Source organism: Litchfieldella anticariensis FP35 = DSM 16096, assembly GCF_000409775.1.
GTDB lineage: Bacteria > Pseudomonadota > Gammaproteobacteria > Pseudomonadales > Halomonadaceae > Litchfieldella > Litchfieldella anticariensis.
Genome location: NZ_KE332392.1, coordinates 74137 through 94281, shown reverse-complemented (window position 1 = coordinate 94281; position 20145 = coordinate 74137). Strand labels below are relative to the sequence as shown.

Annotated in this window: 17 protein-coding genes; 4 read left to right on the top strand and 13 right to left on the bottom strand. The window is 59.4% G+C overall.

The annotated features are described in order from the left end of the window. Window positions 1–139 precede the first annotated feature (139 nt). From L861_RS15995 to L861_RS15985, 3 genes are all read right to left on the bottom strand, one after another. A complete protein-coding gene (locus tag L861_RS15995; protein ID WP_016417672.1) occupies window positions 140–664 on the bottom strand; it encodes a gamma carbonic anhydrase family protein in 525 nt (174 codons plus the stop codon). A 69-nt stretch (window positions 665–733) separates the two neighbouring features. Then, window positions 734–1423 (bottom strand): glutathione S-transferase N-terminal domain-containing protein, encoded by a 690-nt coding sequence (locus tag L861_RS15990; RefSeq protein ID WP_016417671.1) that lies wholly within the window; start codon window positions 1421–1423, stop codon window positions 734–736. 59 nt (window positions 1424–1482) lie between these two features. Beyond that, a complete protein-coding gene (locus L861_RS15985; protein ID WP_016417670.1) occupies window positions 1483–2193 on the bottom strand; it encodes a glutathione S-transferase N-terminal domain-containing protein in 711 nt (236 codons plus the stop codon). 302 nt (window positions 2194–2495) lie between these two features. Here L861_RS15985 and L861_RS15980 point away from each other — a divergent pair, with 302 nt between their 5' ends. Continuing rightward, window positions 2496–4196, top strand: coding sequence for an L-lactate permease (locus tag L861_RS15980; RefSeq protein ID WP_016417669.1), 1701 nt, complete (start codon window positions 2496–2498; stop codon window positions 4194–4196). Between the two features lie 93 nt (window positions 4197–4289). Here the strand turns inward: L861_RS15980 and ltaE are convergent, their stop codons facing one another. From ltaE to L861_RS15935, 9 genes are all read right to left on the bottom strand, one after another. Then, on the bottom strand, window positions 4290–5303 hold the full coding sequence (gene ltaE / locus L861_RS15975; protein WP_027948081.1) for a low-specificity L-threonine aldolase: 1014 nt from the start codon (window positions 5301–5303) through the stop codon (window positions 4290–4292). 127 nt (window positions 5304–5430) lie between these two features. Further along, window positions 5431–8427 (bottom strand): FAD-binding and (Fe-S)-binding domain-containing protein, encoded by a 2997-nt coding sequence (locus tag L861_RS15970; RefSeq protein WP_016417667.1) that lies wholly within the window; start codon window positions 8425–8427, stop codon window positions 5431–5433. Window positions 8428–8465: 38 nt separating this feature from the next. Then, window positions 8466–9674 (bottom strand): pyridoxal-phosphate-dependent aminotransferase family protein, encoded by a 1209-nt coding sequence (locus L861_RS15965; RefSeq protein ID WP_016417666.1) that lies wholly within the window; start codon window positions 9672–9674, stop codon window positions 8466–8468. 57 nt (window positions 9675–9731) lie between these two features. Continuing rightward, window positions 9732–10919 carry a CaiB/BaiF CoA transferase family protein gene (locus tag L861_RS15960; protein WP_016417665.1) on the bottom strand — a complete coding sequence of 396 codons (1188 nt, stop codon included), beginning with the start codon at window positions 10917–10919 and terminating at the stop codon, window positions 9732–9734. A gap of 23 nt (window positions 10920–10942) precedes the next feature. Beyond that, a complete protein-coding gene (locus L861_RS15955) occupies window positions 10943–11728 on the bottom strand; it encodes an enoyl-CoA hydratase/isomerase family protein (RefSeq protein WP_016417664.1) in 786 nt (261 codons plus the stop codon). Window positions 11729–11788: 60 nt separating this feature from the next. After that, entirely contained in the window at window positions 11789–13072 is a 1284-nt protein-coding gene (locus L861_RS15950; RefSeq protein ID WP_016417663.1) for a TRAP transporter large permease, read from the bottom strand. 32 nt (window positions 13073–13104) lie between these two features. Next, complete coding sequence (locus tag L861_RS15945) at window positions 13105–13686, bottom strand: TRAP transporter small permease (RefSeq protein ID WP_016417662.1); 582 nt, start codon at window positions 13684–13686, stop codon at window positions 13105–13107. Between the two features lie 87 nt (window positions 13687–13773). Continuing rightward, window positions 13774–14751: a TRAP transporter substrate-binding protein gene (locus tag L861_RS15940; protein ID WP_016417661.1), complete on the bottom strand. Its 978-nt coding sequence runs from the start codon at window positions 14749–14751 to the stop codon at window positions 13774–13776. 336 nt (window positions 14752–15087) lie between these two features. Then, the gene (locus L861_RS15935; RefSeq protein WP_016417660.1) at window positions 15088–15549 is read right to left on the bottom strand and encodes a GlcG/HbpS family heme-binding protein; all 462 of its coding nucleotides are present in this window, start codon (window positions 15547–15549) and stop codon (window positions 15088–15090) included. Between the two features lie 321 nt (window positions 15550–15870). Between L861_RS15935 and L861_RS15930 the strand changes: the two genes are divergently transcribed. Then, window positions 15871–16554: a GntR family transcriptional regulator gene (locus L861_RS15930; protein WP_016417659.1), complete on the top strand. Its 684-nt coding sequence runs from the start codon at window positions 15871–15873 to the stop codon at window positions 16552–16554. Between the two features lie 27 nt (window positions 16555–16581). On the opposite strand, the gene glcC is transcribed toward L861_RS15930, so the two are convergent. Next, window positions 16582–17364, bottom strand: coding sequence for a transcriptional regulator GlcC (gene glcC, locus L861_RS15925; protein WP_016417658.1), 783 nt, complete (start codon window positions 17362–17364; stop codon window positions 16582–16584). A gap of 186 nt (window positions 17365–17550) precedes the next feature. Here glcC and glcD point away from each other — a divergent pair, with 186 nt between their 5' ends. Next, window positions 17551–19050 carry a glycolate oxidase subunit GlcD gene (glcD, locus tag L861_RS15920; protein WP_016417657.1) on the top strand — a complete coding sequence of 500 codons (1500 nt, stop codon included), beginning with the start codon at window positions 17551–17553 and terminating at the stop codon, window positions 19048–19050. A gap of 9 nt (window positions 19051–19059) precedes the next feature. Further along, window positions 19060–20145: a glycolate oxidase subunit GlcE gene (glcE, locus tag L861_RS15915; protein ID WP_016417656.1), complete on the top strand. Its 1086-nt coding sequence runs from the start codon at window positions 19060–19062 to the stop codon at window positions 20143–20145.

Here is a 20145-nt window from a genome sequence, read left to right as displayed (position 1 = left end):
ACGGAGCCATCGAGAAGGAAAGCGTCACGAGCCATATCACCAGGCTCGACTTGTTGGTTGTCTTGTCGTCGTTATCCACAACCTAGGTCGCAGGCCATACCCCGTCAAGCAGACGGGGCGGGTAGGGTAGACTGGCTGATCAATCGATCCGTTTGATCCTTGCCTTGTGTCGCTGGCCATTCGACACGTAATGTCGGGCGTTTTCCCGCAAGCCTTCGATCGCTTGCTCGGAAAGCTCACGGACCACTCGGGCCGGTGCTCCGACAATCAACGAATTGTCCGGAAATTCCTTGCCCTCGGTTACCACGGCACCGGCCGCCACCAGACAGTTCTTGCCGATCACCGCCCCATTCAGTACGACGGCTTGAATGCCGACCAGGGATCCGTCACCAATGGTGCAACCGTGCAGCATGGCCTGATGGCCGATGGTCACCCCTGCGCCAACCTTGAGCGGGTATCCCGGGTCGGTGTGCATGATGGCACCATCCTGCACATTGCTACCTTCACCGATGTCGATGATGTCGTTATCGCCACGGATGACGGCCTGATACCACACGCTGGAACCCGAACGCAGAATCACATTGCCCATCACATCGGCGGTTTCGGCAACGAACACCTCGTCATGTACCTCAGGCACCAGTTCATCGTATTGATAGATCGCCACTCAACGTCTCCTAAGTGATCGCCCAACCAAGGGCCGGGCGATTCGTGTTACTGCAAAGGGAAAATAACGTCACTCCCGCCCGAACAGATAACGGCGCGCTTCATCGTCCATTTCCACGCCATCCTTGGGATTGACCTCTTCTGCTCGTGCAATCGCGCGCTTGACCGCGGAGCGATCTTCGATGGCACGGAACCAGCGCTGCAGATTGGGATAATCCTCGAGATCCTGACCTTGGTTGTCGTGGGAGCGAATCCACGGCCAGATCGCCATATCGGCAATCGAATAATCCACACCACCGACGAATTCATGATCGTCGAGGCGTTTGTCGAGCACCCCATAGAGCCGGGCAGTCTCTCGCACATAGCGCTCGATGGCGTATTCGATCTTCTCCGGCGCGTAATTGCGGAAATGATGGTTCTGTCCAGCCATGGGCCCCAGATTCGCCATCTGCCAGTAGAGCCACTGCAGGGTCACGTAGCGCTCACGCCCGGTCTTGGGCAGGAACTTGCCGGTCTTGTCGGCCAGGTACTCGAGAATGGCTCCCGATTCGAACAGAGGCAGCGGTTGACCGCCATCCATAGGCGTCTGGTCGACGATGGCCGGAATGCGGTTGTTGGGGGCAATTTCCAGGAACTCCGGCGCGAACTGCTGACCGCGACCGATATTGACCGGCCGGATATGGTATTCGAGACCCGCTTCCTCGAGGAAGATCGTGATCTTGTGGCCGTTGGGTGTCGTCCAGTAGTAAAGATCGATCATAACAACCTCCCGTGTCTCTTATCCCGACAACATTACACATTCCCCGACATAGCGGACTATCAAGCGTCGTAGGCTCCTTCTATATCGACGATGCGCATGGCACTGCGCCCCAAACCGCCATGCAGGTCGAGCATGCGTTCCATCCAGGCATAGACTGGGTCGGCATTGGAAACCAGGTCCGCGGTGGACACGATACGCGCCCACATGAAGGGGCCAAACAATAGGTAATCTGCCGCTGCTGGGGCATCGCCATCGACGAAATTGCTCTCGCCCAATAGGCCTCGCAATGGCTCCAGTGCCTGATCGAGCTGGGACAGACCTTTGGCTGGTGAGTGGAACTCTTCGAGAGTACGTCCAAAGCGCTTCTCCCGCGTCTCGCGAAAATAATCGCGATCCTTGGGATGTATGGCGTTGAGCAGATCCATGATGATGGTGCGCATCATGCCAGGTGCCAGCGAGCGCTCGGCATAGAACTTGAAGAAACGCGCCCGGGCCTCGGCCTGGGTATCGCCCAACAGCGGCCTGTCGGGATAGACGCGATCAAGGTAATGCAAAATCTCGTAGCTTTCGGTAACCACCTCATCGCCGTCGACGAGTACCGGGACCTTGTCATGGTTGGCGAAAGCCAGTTCCTGCTTGTCGGTGAAGTGCCAAGGCTGTGTCTCGTAATCAAGCCCCTTGTGTGCCAAGGCGTACTTGACACGCCAACAATAGGGCGAAAAGCGCAGCTCTTCGTCGATACCGCATAAGTCATATAGTCGTCTGGTCATATCGCCTCCTCGCGTCATCAGTCGGACATCTCAGCCGTTGGGCCCGTTCCCTCATACCCCAGCATGACAGCAAGGCTTCGGTCCAAGTCCTTGTCCATTAGTCGAACTCCGCTCTTTCATTCACCTCGTTTCTCAGCCCCATGTACGCATGAAAGCATTTTAAATATAACGAGTTATCCCATATTTTCCGAATAATTCATAATTGGTAATACCAATTATCCAGATATAGCCAAGCCTAGGCTACTCCGATTATCGTGCTCTCGCTAAACACTCGCTGATAACGACAAGAGGACGTTCGTTTCATGGATTCCACGTTGCTCCCACTGCTCGCCTTCCTGCCATTGGTGTTGGCAGGCGTGCTGTTGATCGGGTTTCGTATGGCCGCCAAGGTGGCCATGCCCATCGTGTTCATCGTCACCGCACTAATCGCCTTGTTCGGCTGGGAGATGAGTTTCAATCGGGTCGTTGCTTCGACCTTCCAAGGCTTGATCCTCACGGTATCGATCCTGTGGATCATTTTCGGCGCCATTCTGCTGCTCAACACCTTGAAGCACTCCGGTGGCATCAAGGCGATTCGCAATGGTTTCTCGGGCATCAGCCCCGACCGGCGCGTACAAGCGATCATCGTTGCCTGGCTGTTCGGCTGTTTTATCGAAGGGGCCTCGGGCTTCGGAACGCCAGCGGCGGTGGCTGCTCCCTTGATGGTGGCGCTGGGCTTCCCGGCACTGGCTGCCGTGGTGGTGGGTATGATGATCCAATCCACACCGGTGTCGTTCGGCGCCGTGGGCACGCCGATCGTGGTTGGTGTCTCGGGTGGCATCAATCAAGCCGGCATCACCGAGCAACTGACGGCCGGAGGCGCCTCATGGCTGGAGTACTTCCGTTTGATCGCTGCGGAAGTGGCCATCGTGCACGGCATCGTGGGCATTCTGATGCCGTTGATCCTGGTGCTGATCATGGTGCGCTTCTTCGGGGCCAACCGCTCCTGGAAGGAAGGCCTGTCGATCGCACCGTTCGCGATCTTTGCCGGCATCTGCTTCGTGGTGCCCTACATGCTGGCAGGGGTACTGTTGGGACCGGAATTCCCGTCGATGATCGGCGCTATGGTTGGCCTGGCCATCGTCGTGCCGGCAGCGCGCAAGGGTTTCCTGATACCCAAGGATGTCTGGGATTTCCCGGAAAGCACGTCCTGGCCGGACGAATGGATCGGCAAGCTCGAGATCAAGATGGACGAGGTCGTCGGCAAGGCTCCCATCTCGACCTTCATGGGCTGGGTTCCCTACGTGTTGCTGGCGGTGCTGCTGGTGATCTCACGCACCGTGGAACCGGTGAAGAGCGCGCTGACCTCATTGAGTGTTGGCTGGAGCAATATCCTCGGCGAAGCCGGAGTATCCGGCAGTATCGAACCCCTCTATCTGCCAGGCGGTATCCTGCTGATCGTGGTGCTGCTGACCATCGGTCTGCACCGCATGCGCACGGGCGAAGTCAAGGAGGCCTTTGGCGAGTCGACCAAGACCATTCTTGGTGCTGGTTTCGTGCTGATCTTCACCATCCCCATGGTGCGGATCCTGATCAACTCGGGCATCAATGCCGCCGACCTGGTATCCATGCCAGTGGCCATGGCACAAGCCGTGGCGGATAGCGTAGGCAGCATCTACCCGTTCTTCGCCCCGGCCGTGGGCGGTTTGGGTGCCTTCATTGCTGGCTCCAACACCGTGTCCAACCTGATGCTGTCCGACTTCCAGTTCAACGTGGCCCAGCAACTCGGGCTGTCCACGGCAATGATGGTAGCTCTACAGGCGGTAGGTGCCGCGGCGGGCAACATGATCGCCATCCACAACGTGGTGGCGGCCTCGGCGACAGTTGGCCTGTTGGGACGTGAGGGAACGACGTTGCGCAAGACCATCCTGCCGACGCTCTATTACGTCATCTTCACCGGCATCATTGCGTTGATCGCCTTCTATGGGTTTGGCATCAGCGATGCCCTGATGCAGTTGGGCTGAGATGGCTCACGGCCTCGATGCCCGCGGCCGAACGGCTGCGGGCATCGCGCACCACCATCTCGATAGATCGCCGTAGTCTCTGCGACCCTCCTCTCAAACTCGCTGCCCGGCAAAATAGTCGCCTATGCAGCGTATGACGTATCGGATATCGTCCTCACGGACATCCAGGTGGGTCACCAGGCGAAGGCGTGTCGAGACCGCAATCAACACTCCCTGCATCTGAAGAAATATCTTCAGTTCTTCTCGATGGCACTCCGGAATCTCGATGAAAACCATATTGGTATCACAGGCCAGCACCTCGACCTCGTCGATCTGCGATAGCCCCTCAGCCAGTAGCCGGGCATGGCGGTGATCATCGGCAAGGCGTTCGACCTGATGCTCCAAGGCATAGCGACATCCGGCGGCCAGAATGCCGGCCTGGCGCATTCCACCTCCCAATGTCTTGCGCCAGCGACGCGCTTGGGCAATGAATGCCTCGCCACCCATCAATAGCGAACCGACCGGTGCCCCCAGTCCCTTTGAAAAACACACCGATACGGAATCGAATCCAGTACATAGGGCTGACAAGGGCTGTCCTGTCTCGACACAAGCATTGAACAGACGGGCGCCATCCAGGTGTGTCGCCAAGCCATGTTCGGCGGCAAAATTCACCAGGCGCTCGACATGGTCTTGAGACAGTACCTTGCCGCGAAAGGTATTCTCCAAGGCGATCAGCCGCGTACGGGCATGGTGAATATCCTCGCCCTTGACGGCCGCCTCCACCTTATCGAGTGGTAGACAGCCATTCGCGTCCTGCTCGATGGGCTGCGGCTGGATGCCGCCGAGTACTGCCGCTCCTCCGCCCTCGTCACGGTAGATGTGCGAGTACTGTCCGGCGATGAATTCATCGCCTCGCCCACAATGCGACATCAAGGCCGCCAGGTTGCTCTGTGTGCCGGAAGGGAAGAACAGCGCCGATGGGTAGCCGGCGCGTTCAGCGAGTATAGCCTCGAGCGCTGCCACACTGGGGTCGTCACCCCACACATCGTCGCCTACCGGTGCGTCGAGCATCGCCTCACGCATGCCAGGTGTCGGCCGTGTCACGGTATCGCTGCGTAGATCGATCATCATGTTGTCATCCCAAATCTCCGGCGCCCCTTGCCGAGGCCTCGTCGTGCCGATAGAAACGTCATGCCAATAAAAAAGAGAGAGCCTTGCGACCCTCTCAAGCCCCTTCCCAACAATGGACCATGGTTCAAGCCAACGCCTGCTCCAGGAGCCTGGCCACGTGAATCGCCTCGCGGCCACTACCATCATGAATTTGGTGCCGACAGCTGGTCCCGTCGGCCACCAGCACAGCGTCGTTGTCCGACTCACGAATCGCCGGCAGGAGCGACAGCTCGGCCATCTGCATGGAGGCTTCGTAGTGTTCGACCTCATAGCCGAAGCTGCCCGCCATGCCACAGCAGGAGGATTCGATGGTCGTGACCTCGAGGCCAGGAATCCATCTCAATACCTGCTCGACAGGGCGCACGGCATCGAAGGCCTTCTGATGGCAGTGCCCATGCAGCATGGCACGCCTGTGCCCAACTGGCTTGAGTTCCAAGGGCAACTCATCGGCGGCTCGTGCCTTGACCAGGAATTCCTCGAACAGGTAGGCCGCGTCCGACAGTCTCTTGGCTTCATCGCCGAACCCGTACTGCAGGAACTCGTCGCGCATGGTGAGCAGACACGATGGCTCGAGCCCGACGATGGCCACACCACGATCCACATAGGGCATCAGGTGGTCCAGCGTGCGACGTGCCTCCCTCTTTGCCCTGTCGAACTGGCCCGAGGAGAGATAGGTGCGTCCACAGCACAGTGGTCGCTCTCCCTTTCGGACATTGAGATGTACACGGTAACCGGCAGCCTCGAGCACACGCTTGGCTGCTCGTGCATTATCGCCCTCCATATAGTTGTTGAAGGTATCGACGAACAGCATCACCTCACGGGTGGTGTTGCCCTGAGTAGCATGTGACTCACCCAGGAAATTGCCATGGAAGGTCGGCAAGGTACGCTGTGGAGCAAGACCCAACCCCCGCTTGATGCGGCTGGCAATGAACGGCACCCGCTCCGTGGCGTTCACCAAGCTCGAAAAGCGTGAGGCCCAAGGCGCATAGCGCGGCAGTTCACCGACGAAGCGATCGCGCAGTGACAACCCCTTGGCGCTCACTCGAGCGGCCCGCGCCTCGATCTTGAACTTGGCCATGTCGACGCCCGTCGGGCAGTCGCGCTTGCAACCCTTGCAGGACACACACAGATCCAGCACCTCCTTCACATCGTCACCGGCCAACCCCTCCTCGCCCAGCTGACCGGAAAGCACCAGGCGCAAGGTATTGGCTCGGCCGCGGGTCAGGTGCTGCTCCTCCTTGGTGATCCGATAGCTGGGGCACATGGTACCGGCATCGAACTTGCGGCAATGGCCGTTGTTGTTGCACATCTCCACTGCCATGGCCAGGCCATGGGTGGGATCGCCAGCGCTGCCCGGTGCACTCTGTTCGCCGGTGAGTGGATCGCGTTTGACGTTCCACGCCGACCAGTCGAATACGGGCGTCAACGGAATCGTCTTGTAATGCCGGGGAAAACGAAAATAGCGATCGTCGTCCATCTGCGGCGTGTCGACGATCTTGCCCGGATTGAAGCGGTTTTCCGGGTCGAAGAGCGCCTTGATCTCCCGGAAGGCATCATTGATCGTCTCGCCGAACTGCCAGGCCACCCATTCGCCTCGACACAGACCATCGCCGTGCTCGCCGGAATAGGCCCCTTTGTACTCCCGCACGAGTGCTGAGGCCTGCTCAGCGATCTCGCGCATCTTCTCCGCACCGTCGCGGCGCATATCGAGAATGGGACGTACATGCAGTGTCCCCACACTGGCGTGGGCATACCAGGTGCCTTCGGTACCGTAGCGGTGGAATACCTGGGTCAGCTTGTCGGTATACTCAGCGAGATGTTCAAGCGGTACTGCGCAGTCCTCGATGAAGGAGACCGGCTTGCCATCCCCCTTCATGCTCATCATGATGTTGAGTCCCGCCTTGCGCACGTTCCACAATGCTGCCTGCTCGGCTGGCTCGGGCATGTCGACCACAGAGCCCGGCAGGCCCAGATCGGCCATTAGCTCATTGAGACGGGATAACGCTTGAAGCTGGGCATCGCGATCCTGCCCTGCAAACTCCACCAGCAGCACCGCGTCGGGCCGACCGATCAAGGCCTTCTCGATCACCGGACGAAAGGCCGGATTCTCCAGTGAAAGATCGATCATGGTGCGGTCGACCAACTCCACGGCGGAAGGATCGAGCTTGACGATATGCTGCGTGACATCCATGGCCTGGTAGAAAGTGGGGAAATTCACCACTCCCAGTACCTTGTGCTTGGGAAGAGGTGAGAGCCGCAGCTTGATCCGTCGACTCACCCCTAGCGTGCCCTCGGAACCGACCAGCAGGTGCGCCAGGTTGGCCCGGCCATCCGGGTCGTAGGGCTTGGGGTTCTGGCAATCGAACAGATCCAGGTTATAGCCACCGACGCGGCGCAGCACCTTGGGGAAATGCTCGCGAATCTCGGGACCCACACGCTCGGCAATCGCCCGAACCCGGTCGGCCAAATGACGCGCCTTGCTCCCTTCGGCCAGTTCGTCGACGAAGCCGAAGCCCACCTCGTTACCATCGGGCAGTACGGCATCCACGCCGAGCACGTTGTGCACCATATTGCCGTAACGGATCGAACGTGAGCCGCAGGAGTTATTGCCGGCCATGCCACCGATGGTGCATTGAGCACTGGTGGAAACATCCACCGGGTACCAAAGCCCATGGGGCTTGAGCCAGGCATTGAGGTGATCGAGCACGATACCCGGTTCGACCACCACGGTACGTGCTTCGGCATCGAACTCGACCACGCCATTGAGATGGCGCGTGGTGTCGATCACCAGCGCCTCGCCGACCGTCTGGCCACACTGGCTGGTACCAGCGCCACGCGCCAGTACGGGCACCCCTGCATCCCTGGCGATCTCCAGGGCAAGCCCCAGATCCCGTTGATGACGGGGAATCACCACGCCAACCGGTGTAATCTGGTAGATCGATGCGTCCGTCGAGTAGCGCCCCCGCGAGGCATGATCGAACAGCACGTCACCGGCCAGTTCCCGCTTGAGCCGGGCTTCCATCTCGGTCACTGGCTTGATCCTGGCATCTCGCGCGTGGTGGTTATCAGTCAAGGACGTCATTGTTCCTCCTTAGCCATACCTAGCACGGTACCGGCGGATCAGTTGTCGCCCTTGAGCGGGTGATTGGCGAAATAGTCAAGTGCAGCGGTCACCCCACTGCCCTTGAGCGCCACCCCGGCGAGCTTCATGCCAGCTTCACAGCCGCCGAGGGTGGCGATCAGTGTCAGGTCATTGCAATCTCCCAGATGGCCAATGCGGAACATCTTGCCTTTGGCCTTGCCGAGCCCCATGCCCAGCGACAGATCGAAGCGTTCGTAGATGATCCGTCGCACCTCATCGGCATCGATTCCTTCTGGCATTACCACGCCGGTCAATACCGGTGAGTAGACCGTTGGATCCTGGCACTGGATCTCGAGCCCCCATGCCTCCACGGCGGTACGCACCCCGGCCGCCCAACGCTGATGGCGTTCGAGCACATGATCGAAGCCCTCTTCGAGTAGCATGTCGAGCGCCTCGTTGAGGCCGTAAAGTAGATTGGTATTGGGGGTATAAGGCCAGTAGCCGTTCTTGTTGGCCTCGAGAATCTCGTCCCAGGCCCAGAAACTCTTGGGCAGTCGTGCCTTCTGGCTAACAGCGATCGCCTTGTCGGAAAGCGCATTGAAGCTGATCCCCGGCGGCAGCATGAGCCCCTTCTGCGAACCGGATACGGTGACGTCGACGCCCCACTCGTCGTGGCGATAATCAGCGCAAGCCAGGCCGGAAATGGTGTCAACGATGAGTAGCGCCGGATGCCCGGCGGCATCGATGGCCCGGCGCACCGCGGCGATATCGCTGGTCACACCGGTGGAAGTTTCGTTGTGCACCACACAGACCGCCTTGATCTCGTGGCGAACATCGTCCTTGAGACGTGACTCGATCATGTCAGCCTGGACCCCGTGGCGCCACCCTTCATACCCCGGCAGACCGATGAATTCCGGCTCGAGTCCCAGGCGACGCGCCATCTTGTGCCACAGGGTGGCGAAATGGCCGGTCTCGAACATCAACACCTTGTCACCGGGTGAAAGGGTATTGGAAAGCGCCGCTTCCCAGGCACCGGTACCGGAAGCCGGGTAGATGATCACCGGGCTTTCGGTCTTGAAGATCCGCTTGATCTTGTCCAGCAACGCCAATCCAAGAGCACCGAATTCCGGTCCCCGATGGTCAATGGTCGGCAGGCTCATGGCACGCAGGATACGATCCGGTACAGGCGAGGGGCCGGGAATTTGCAGGAAGTGGCGGCCGGACGGATGAAAGTCGAGTTTCAGCATGGAAGCGCCTCTTTGTATTTTTGATAATGAATTCAATATATTCGTTTAAAAAAAGCGTTACTTGATGCAACCATCCGCGCGCAAGGCTCCTAGCTCATCCCTTGAAAGCCCCAGCTCCAGCAACACTTCATCGGTATGCTGAGCGAACAATGGCGCGGGACTGCGAATCTGCGACGGCGTCGCCGAGAACTTGCTGGGGAAGCCAATGGTCTTCATCCTGCCAATCACCGGATGCTCCATCTCCTGCACCATGCCACGCGCCAGATAGTGCTCGTCCTGCATGGCCTCGGCGAAGTCGTTGATCGGACCCGCCGGGACACCGGCCTTGTCGCAACGTTCCAGCCAGTACGCCGTATCCCGCTCGGCCATGATCGATTCGAGCAGCGCCTCCAGTTCCTCGACATGCTGGCCGCGGTCGAAATTGGTCAGGAACCGTTCATCGGCAAGCAAGTCTTCGCGTTCGAGCACGTCCTGGCAGAAACGCTCCCAGGTACGCTGGTTGGCGCAGCCAAGCATCAGGTAGCCATCGCGTGCCTTGATCGCCTGATAGGGAGCGGAAACGCGATGTCGCCAACCGGTTGGCTCGGGCACCTTGCCCTCGGCAAAGTAGGCCGCTGCTTCCCAGGTGAACCAGGGGAGTCCGCACTCGGCAATGGCAATGTCGATGTGCTGCCCTTCGCCACTAGTCATCTTGTGAATATAGGCCGCGAGGATGGAATAGACCGCCGTGATACCCGCACCAATGTCATACACGGCAATGCCGGTCTTCAGCGGACGCCCGCCCTTCTCACCGGTCATCGACATCAGTCCGGTCATCCCCTGGGCAACCAGATCGAAACCACCCCGGTGGCTATAAGGGCCGGTTTGTCCGTAACCGGAGATCGAGCAGTAGATGATGCCTGGATTGATCTCCTTGAGTGTCTCGTAGTCGATCTTGAGCGACTGGGTGACACCCGGCCGGTAATTCTCGACGACCACATCCGCATCGGCGGCCAGACGGTAGAATATCTCGCGGGCCCGCTCGTCCTTAAGATTGAGCGAGATGCTTTTCTTGTTGCGGTTGATCTGCGAGAAGCAGGTCGACTCATCATTGACGTAAGGCCCCATCTGGCGACTGTCGTCACCGCCCTTGAGCTTCTCGACCTTGATGACGTCCGCGCCCATATCAGCCAGCACCATGGTGCAATAAGGGCCGGCCATGATCTGTGAGACGTCCAATACTTTCAGCTTTTGGAGTGGCAGCATTCGTTCATTCTCGATGTCGTATATTAGTTTCCCGCCCATTCGAACGTCGTCTTGTTGACGAACTTGTCGACGGCCGCCTTGAAATCCCGGCTCATGTAGCAGGTCGTGACCCAGTCGTCGCTGGCGTCGAAAGCCGCTCTGCGATGGGCTTGAACCCGCCCCACCAACGCCTTGCTGGCCTGAACCGTCAGCGGAGCACGCTTGGCGAATTCGGCAGCGATGGCGGACACCTCGTCCTCGATTGTCTGCGCTGAGAAGACCCCGTTGACCAGACCGATCCGATGCGCCTCGTCAGCGCCGAACAGCTTGGCCATCATCAGTACTTCCTTGGTGCGGGCGATGCCGATCATGTCGACCAGCCGCGAGACATTGGTGATCGACAAGGTATTGCCGAGGGTCCGGGCGATGGGTACGCCGAACTTCATCGACGGTGTGCAGTAGCGGAAGTCGCAGACCATGGCCAGCGCCGCGCCGCCGCCGACACAGGCCCCTTCGATCAGCGCGATGGTGGGTTTGTCGAGCGATTCGAGCTTACCGACGACCTGATCGATGCGCCGCTCGTAGTCGATGGCATCATGCGGCTCCGAGAAGTGGGTGAACTGGGTAATGTCGGTGCCTGCCACGAAGGCTTCGCCACCGACGCCATAGAGCACCACGGCGTGAACGCCATCGTCCTCGACAAGTCGATCGCAGCGTTCTTCGAGCGCGTCGTACATGGCCCAGGTCATGGCGTTACGGCTTTGAGGACGGTTGAAACCGATCCAGGCCACGCCATTCTTCTCTTCGTACAAGAGACTGTCATTGCTCATTTAGCTTCTCCGTTTTCACGACAATGCTGTCGGCATGGGTTGCCGTCAGCACCGCTCCAATCAGCCATAGATCAGGTTGACGAGAGCCAGGGCGAAGTCCGGGATGTAGGTATTGATCATCAGGATCGCGAACAGCACGCCGATGAACCACAGGTTGGTACGAGTCGTGGCCCAGATATCCGAGCGTGCGATCGAACATGACGCGATCAATACGCTTGCCACCGGCGGCGTCTGCTGCCCGATGGCCAGGTTCAGCGTCACGATCAGACCGAAATGCAGCGGGTCGATACCCACTTCGACGACCAGCGGCAGCACGATAGGCACCACCAGGATGATGGCGGCCGCCGAGTGCAGGAAGATGCCGAGAATCAGGAAGATGATGTTAAGCAGCGCCAGAATGATGTACTTGTTGCTGGTCAGATCGCTGATGGAGTTCGCCAGTTGCTGGGGAATCTGCGTCTCCGTCAGGTACAACCCCACCACTGCTGAACTGGCCACCAGCAGCATGACCACCGCTGTCTGAACACCAGCATCGATGCACGACTTGTAGAAGATCTTCAGATTGAATTCCCGGTAGATCACGGCGCTGATGAAGATGGCGACGACCACTGCCAATGCCGCGCCTTCGGTCGCGGTAACGATACCGCCGAAGATACCGCCCAGGATGATGACCGGGATCAGCAGGGCCCAGATGGCATTCTTGAACGCCTCCCATAGCCGCATCGCCTGGAATTTCCCTTCCGAGGGAAAACCATGCTTCCTCGCCAGGTAGTAGCACATGGCGGCCAAGCCCATCGCCCCGAGCAAGCCAGGGAATATCCCGGCGATGAACATCTTCACCACCGACTCCCCGGACATGACGGCATAGAGAATCATGGGAATGGAAGGCGGAAGGATGATGGCAAGACTGGCAGCCGACGATGAGATGGCAGCGGAGAATTCCTTCGAGTATCCCTTCTTGCGCATTGCCGGGATCAGAATGCTGCCAATGGCCGATACCCCCGCCACGGCCGATCCGGATATTTCGGCAAAGAAGATGGATGCCCCGATCGTCACCATGGACAGGCCGCCCTTGATGAAACCCACCATGGCCATGGCTAGATCGATCAGGCGGCGAGAAATACTCGACGCGTTCATGATGGCGCCGGCCAGGATGAAGAGCGGAATCGCGATCAAGGGAAACTTGGTGGCACCATCGAACATCACCATACCCACGTTGGGTAGAGCCAAGGTGCCGAAGCTGGCGACGGTCGCCAGCGCACCGACGATTCCCAGGGCAATTGCGACCGGCACGTTGATCAAGATCAGCAGAATCAGCCCAACGAACATCGATAGAATGATCATTTCCTATGCTCCTGATGGTTCTCTGATGTCCGTCAGGCACGGTCGGGAATCTTGATCCCGTCCGGTCCTGTCGCGTGGATATCGTCAGGGTTGATGCCCGCCTCTTCCAACTCGTGATCCACGAACCCCGCACCGCGGGCACTTTCGATCACCTCCGGTAGACGCAGCAACTCGGCGATGATGAACAGTGCAGCACCGATGGGAATGACCGATTGGGTCAGCTGCAAGGGGATACTGGTCAGGCTCACCAGGGTCGATCCCTCCAGGATCATCACGACCTGCCATCCCGTGTAGCCGAGCAGCACGAAGAACGCGATGGTGATGGCCACGGCCAGCAACGCTACAGGCAGCCGAATACGCGGAGACGCCATGTTGATGATGCTGGGGCAAGTGATGTGCGCTCCCTTCGCCGCCGCCAGGGCTGCCCCGTAATAGGTGAGCCAGGCGAGACCGATGGAGGCGACCTCGTCGTACCAACTGAACGGTGAGCCCAGCAGGCGCGACATGAAGCCGACGATGACAACCAGTGACAGCGCCAGCATGTTCAGGAAAACAATGACTTCCAGCAGCCTCTGGTAGGCAGCCTTGACATTACGCAAGGACACGATGTTCATCTCCTGAAAAGTTGAGGGATGGACATGCCTCGTAACGGCGGCGCCATTCATGAGACATGCCCCATAGGAAGCTGGGCTACACGATTCCTAGCGCAGCTCGTCCACTCGCTCCAGGAGTTCCTGGCCACCCTCGACTTCGCCGGCAAACCGTTCGTAGATCACGGAGGAGCCGTCGACGAAGGCCTGGGTATCCACCTCGTTGATCTCCATCCCAGCCTCTTCGAATTTGGCGAGGAGGTTATCGTCGAGCATGGCGCCCTGTTGCAGGGCATACGCCTCGACTTCCTCGGCGGTCTCGATCAGCACCTGCTGTACATCCTCGGGCAAGCGGCTCCAGCTCGCCCCTGCCAACACATAGGCCGGGGTGTAGACGTGATTGGAAAGGGAGAGATAGTCCTGCACTTCCTGGAAGCGCTGGGAGTAGATCTGCACCAAGGGGTTCTCCTGCCCATCCATGGCTCCCGTCTGTAGCGCCACGAATGCTTCGGAGAGTGCCATCGGTGCCGGATTGGCGCCGTAGGTCTTGAACATGTCCACGCGCCAAACGCCATTCGGGGTCCTCAACTTGATCCCTTCGAGGTCGGCAGGCTCGTTGATCGGCCTGACGTTGTTGGTGATCTGGCGGAAACCGTTCTCCCAGATGCCGATGATGCGGTAATTCTTGCTTTCGGCCGCATCGTAGAAGACATCTCTCAGTACCTCATCCCGTATCCGCCGCATGTGATCGCGATCCTCGACGAGATAGGGCATTTCGAACAGAGAGAACTCGGGCGCCACGCTGCTCATGATCGACGACGGCAGTGCCAGGTCCACCGTACCGAGCTTGAGCTTATTGAGCAGTTGGGCATCGGTACCCAACTGGCTGGAGCCGTAGGTCACCACTTCTGCCTTTCCTTCGAGGCGTTCGTTGGCCAGGCGGGCGAATTCGTTGGCGGATTTTTCGAACAGGGAGCCTGGCCCCCCTACATGACCGAACTTGATCTCGATTTCTTGGGCACTGGCAGTAGTGGCGTGGACTCCGAGTGCCACGACGGTCGCGGCAAGAGCTGTCTTGAGGAATTTCATGCTGAACTCCACTTCGGGCTTGTTTTTGTATCGATTTCGCCATCGGGAGAGGTTACCCGCGATGGCGTACTCCATCGCGAAAGACAGCCTGCGGACAGGCCGGACTTTCAGGTCGGGATATTCTGCGTTCCAACCTCACCGCCTCAATTTGAATTCAAAATTAAGAATTAGGTATTAAACTTTAGTCTCGGCGCTTTGACGAGTCCGGAAGAAGACTTCCAGATCAGTTGGTTGCAGTAAAAAGCAGGGAGAGAGGAATGTGAGGAGGTAGGAAAAGGGCATGAGAACCAGAGGCCATGGCCAGTACATGGTCATGACCTCTGAAGCACATCGAAATCAATCCGGCTCTAGCCCCCAAGCCAGACCAGCGGCTTCGATACCGGCAATGGCCGCACTTTCATCCTCGGCGGAAGACGCGCCACTGACCCCTACGGCACCAATGACCCGTTCACCGTCATCCAGAATCAACACGCCGCCCGCCACCGGGATGAACTGGCCTCCCGACGCCGCCGCCACACTGGCCAGAAACGCGGGACGCTCGGCATTACGTTCACCCACCACGCCACTGGCAGCGCCATTGCCAAGCGCGGCAAAGGCCTTGCCCCGAGCAACCGGTATCCTTAGCGGTGCACATCCATCTTCACGCTCGGCCGCCACGATATTCCCACCGCTATCCAGCACGACCACACTTAGCGGCTCCATCTCCTCTTCCTGAGCCTTGGCAAAAGCGCCGTCGAGGATCGCCCTGCCCTGGAGGCGTGAAAGTTGTACGCTACAACGGAAAACCTTGCCTGCCATGGGAACTCCTGTGATTGTCGATGTGTTCTTGTGGAACGGGTGGCTATACCTTTTAGCATTTTGAATTCATAATACCACCAAATGACAATGGCAAGCTCACCACCGGCAAGGTGAATATTTCAGCAGCGGCAAGAGGGTTTACAAATGTGACGAGCGACGGTCAGGCAAGGCGAAATCAGCCGAAAAAGCGGAGTTTACGAGGTTGTAAATGAGCATTTTAAGGCTGATTTCAACGCAGCATGACCTAGCGCAGTAGTTTGTAAACACCCTCTAAGGCAACACGGGAGTGGCACACAGCGCCCACATCAAAGGAACCTGATCATGAGCAAGATTCAGCACCGAAACCTTTACCGTGAAGTGGCAGACCGTGTTCGTGACCTGATCGAGCGCGGCGAATTGATGCCCGGCGAGCGCATCTCCGAGAAGGAGCTTTGCGAGAGTTTTGGGGTATCGCGCACTCCGTTGCGTGAAGCGCTGAAGGTACTGGCCTCGGAAGGATTGGTCGAACTCTTGCCCAATCGTGGCGCTCGGGTGATGCGCCTGACCCTAAAGATGGTCAAGGACACCTATGACCTGATGAGTGCGCTGGAAGGGCTATCGGGAGAGCTGGCCTGCCAGCACATCAGCGACAAGGAGATAGACAAGATCTGCGGGTTGCACGAGCGCATGCTCGATCACTATCGCAAACGGGAATTGCAGGAATACTTCCAGGTCAATCAACAGATTCACGAAAGTATCCTGGCCGCCTCCAACAACGAGGTGCTTCAGGAGATGTACAACAATCTGAGCCAACGCGTGAAACGCGTGCGTTACTCCAAGCAGATGACCGATACCTTCTGGCGCCAAGCGGTCGAGGATCACGAGAACATGATCGCGGCCCTAAAGAAACGCGACGGGCCCCTGCTCGGACAGATCCTGCGCGACCACCTGTGCAACAAACTCGAGGTCGCCTCGCTTTCCGGCGTTATTGAGGAAGAAGCCTCTCCCAGCGCTGCCAATTCCTGAACTGGCTTCGAGGACGCCGCTAAACACTCACTCCCACTCCTCCAGCCGCATCGCCGAGCGCTCCAGCCGGCGATCTTCGGCGTCGATCTCGCGCAGGCTCTCACCGATACTCGACAGGTGTTCCAGCGCTACGCGCCGCGCCAGCTCCGGCTTGCCTTCGATCACCGCACGATGCAAACGCGCATGCTGGCGATTGAGCATCTCGCGCGAGCGTGGACGATGGTAGAGATGCTTCACCGAGGCGAAGACCGAGCTCAGCAGCAGGTCGGTCAGGCTCTGCAGCGTATGCACGAGCACCGGATTGTGCGAGGCCTGGCAGATCGCCAAATGGAACGCGTGGTCGAGGCGGGCCAGACGCTCGACATCGATACTGTCCGCGCCCGCCTTGGCCACGTAGTCGGCCATCTCGTCGTAACGGCGCGTGATCAGCACTCGATCCGTCGGGGTGCCACGGCTGGCCGCCAGACGCGCCGATTCGCCTTCGAGCAGGGCACGAACTTCCAGCAGATCGTAGAGGGTGCGCGGATGATCGCGGAACAGGTGCATCAGCGGATTATCGTCACGCGGCGGTACTAGCTGGGCAACGACCGACCCCCTGCCCTGACGAGTTTCGATAATGCCCTTGCTACGCAAGATGCGCAGTCCCTCACGCAGCGAGGAGCGCGACACGTCCAACCGGTCGCACAGACGCCGCTCGGAAGGAAGCAGCTGTCCGGGCCGGAAGACTCCATCGAGGATCAGTTGCTCGAGCTGGGCGGCCACGGTATCGGGTGTGCGTGCGGTCACGATGCGTTCGCCTGGAGGCAACATTTTCAGTTTAGCCCTTTCATTCGAATCTCAAGAGTGTAAATTGGAAATACTTTCCACAATAACGCAAAACAACTGGTCAGACCAGTGCACCACAGACTGGACAGGTAAGCCTCGAACGCGCAGATTGTTGGCACCATCCAAATAACAGCAGACAAGACCTGTCTCATCGCTTAGAGAGGACATGACATGAATATCCTCTACGACGCGCAACTCGACGGTGAGTTGCCGGACAACGACAAACAGCAGGTGTTGGCGACGCTCAGCCAGGCGCTGCCAGACATGACCCTACTGCACCGCGAAGAGGATCTGCGCCCCTTCGAATGTGATGGTTTGTCCGCCTATCGGGTACTACCGATGCTGGTCGCGCTGCCGCATACCCTCGACCAGGTCGAAACCTTGCTCAAGACCTGCCATTCGCTGGGCGTACCAGTGGTTACCCGGGGCGCCGGTACCGGTCTCTCAGGTGGTGCACTACCGTTGGAGCAAGGTGTGCTGCTGGTGATGTCGCGCTTCAAGCAGATCCTCGAGCTCGATCCCAAGGCACGCATCGCCCGCGTCCAGCCTGGGGTGCGCAACCTGGCCATCTCCGAGGCTGCCGCGCCTTACGGGCTCTACTACGCACCAGACCCCTCGTCACAGATCGCCTGCTCGATTGGCGGCAACGTGGCCGAGAACGCCGGCGGCGTGCACTGTCTGAAGTACGGCCTGACCGTGCACAACGTGCTCGAGGTCGAGGTGATCACCATCGAGGGCGAGCGCATGACACTCGGCTCGGAGGCCTTCGACTCCCCCGGCTTCGATCTGCTTGCCCTGTTCACCGGTTCCGAAGGCATGCTGGGTGTGGTCACCGAAGTCACCGTCAAGCTGCTGCCCAAGCCCGAGACCGCCAAGGTACTGATGGCCAGCTTCGACGACATCGAGAAGGCCGGCAAGGCGGTTGGCGACATCATCGCTGCCGGTATCATCCCCGGTGGGCTGGAGATGATGGACAAGCTGGCGATCCAGGCCGCCGAGGACTTCGTCAAGGCCGGTTATCCGGTGGAAGCCGAAGCCATCCTGTTGTGCGAGCTCGATGGCGTGGAAGCCGATGTCGACGACGACTGTGCCACGGTACGTGGCGTGCTCGAGGCTGCCGGTGCTACCGATATCCGCCAGGCCCACGACGACGCCGAACGTGCCAAATTCTGGGCCGGGCGCAAGAATGCCTTCCCCGCCGTGGGCCGCATGTCACCGGACTACTACTGCATGGACGGCACCATTCCTCGTCGCGAGCTGCCGCACGTGCTCAAGGGCATCGCGGCGCTGTCCGAAGAATCCGGCCTGCCAGTGGCCAATGTCTTCCATGCTGGCGACGGCAATATGCACCCGTTGATCCTGTTCGATGCCAACAAGCCTGGTGAACTGGAACTGGCCGAAGAGGTCGGCGGCAAGATCCTCGAACTGTGCGTGGAGGCCGGCGGCAGCATCACCGGCGAGCACGGCGTGGGACGCGAGAAGATCAACCAGATGTGCGCCCAGTTCCAGCCCGACGAAATTACCGTCTTCCACGCGGTGAAGGCGGCTTTCGACAAGCATCGTCTACTCAACCCGGGCAAGAACATCCCCACGCTGCAGCGCTGCGCCGAGTTCGGCGCCATGCATGTGCATAACAACGAGCTGCCGTTTCCGGAATTGCCGCGCTTTTAAGAGATAACCATGACCGTGACACAGCAGAACGATCAAGACATGGCCGAGGCGCTTTGCGAACGCGTGCGCCAGGCCCATCGTGACAAGACGCCGCTCAAGATCGTCGGCGGCGATACCAAGGCCTTCTACGGCCGCCGAGTGGAAGGCGAGACGCTCTCCACCCTGGCGCATCGTGGAATTCGCCACTATGACCCAGTGGAGCTGATCGTTTCGGTACGCGCCGGGACCCCACTGATGGAACTCGAGGCAGCGCTGGATGCTGAGGGCCAGATGCTCGGCTGCGAACCGCCTCACTTCGGCGAAGCCGCCACCGTCGGCGGCATGATCGCCACCGGCCTATCCGGACCACGGCGTCCTTGGGCCGGCGCGGTGCGCGACTTCGTGCTTGGTTCGAAGGTGATCACCTTCGAAGGCAAGGAGCTGCGCTTCGGTGGTGAGGTAATGAAGAACGTTGCCGGCTATGACCTGTCGCGCCTGATGGTCGGTGCCCAAGGAACGTTGGGCGTACTGACCGAAGTCTCGCTAAAGGTATTGCCCAAGCCGGGCGCCCACCACAGCCTGCGCCTGGAAATGCCACTGCAAGAGGCGCTGGACAAACTCGCCGAATGGGGCCGGCAGCCACTTCCCGTGACAGCTGCCGCCTGGTATGACGGCGCCCTGCATCTGCGCCTGGAAGGCGGCCCCAGCTCGGTGGCTGCGACTCGTGAGCACCTGGGCGGTGACGACCTCGACAACGGTTTCTGGATCGATCTGCGCGAACAACGCCTGGCGTTTTTCTCCAGTGACGATACCCGTCCGCTATGGCGGCTGTCGCTGCCCAACCATATCCCCGAGTTGAAGATCGAAGGAGACACCGTCTACGACTGGGCGGGCGCCCAGCGCTGGCTGCGAAGCGAGGCTTCGGCCGACACCATTCGTGACGCGGCAATCCGCGCCGGCGGTCACGCCACCTGCTACACCCCTTACGAAGAGGGAGGCTGCATCGAGCCATTCACACCGCTAGCGCCGGTGGTCGCCAAATATCACCGCAATCTCAAGGCCGAGCTCGATCCCCATGGGATCTTCAATCCCGGCCGATTGTACGCGGAGCTCTAA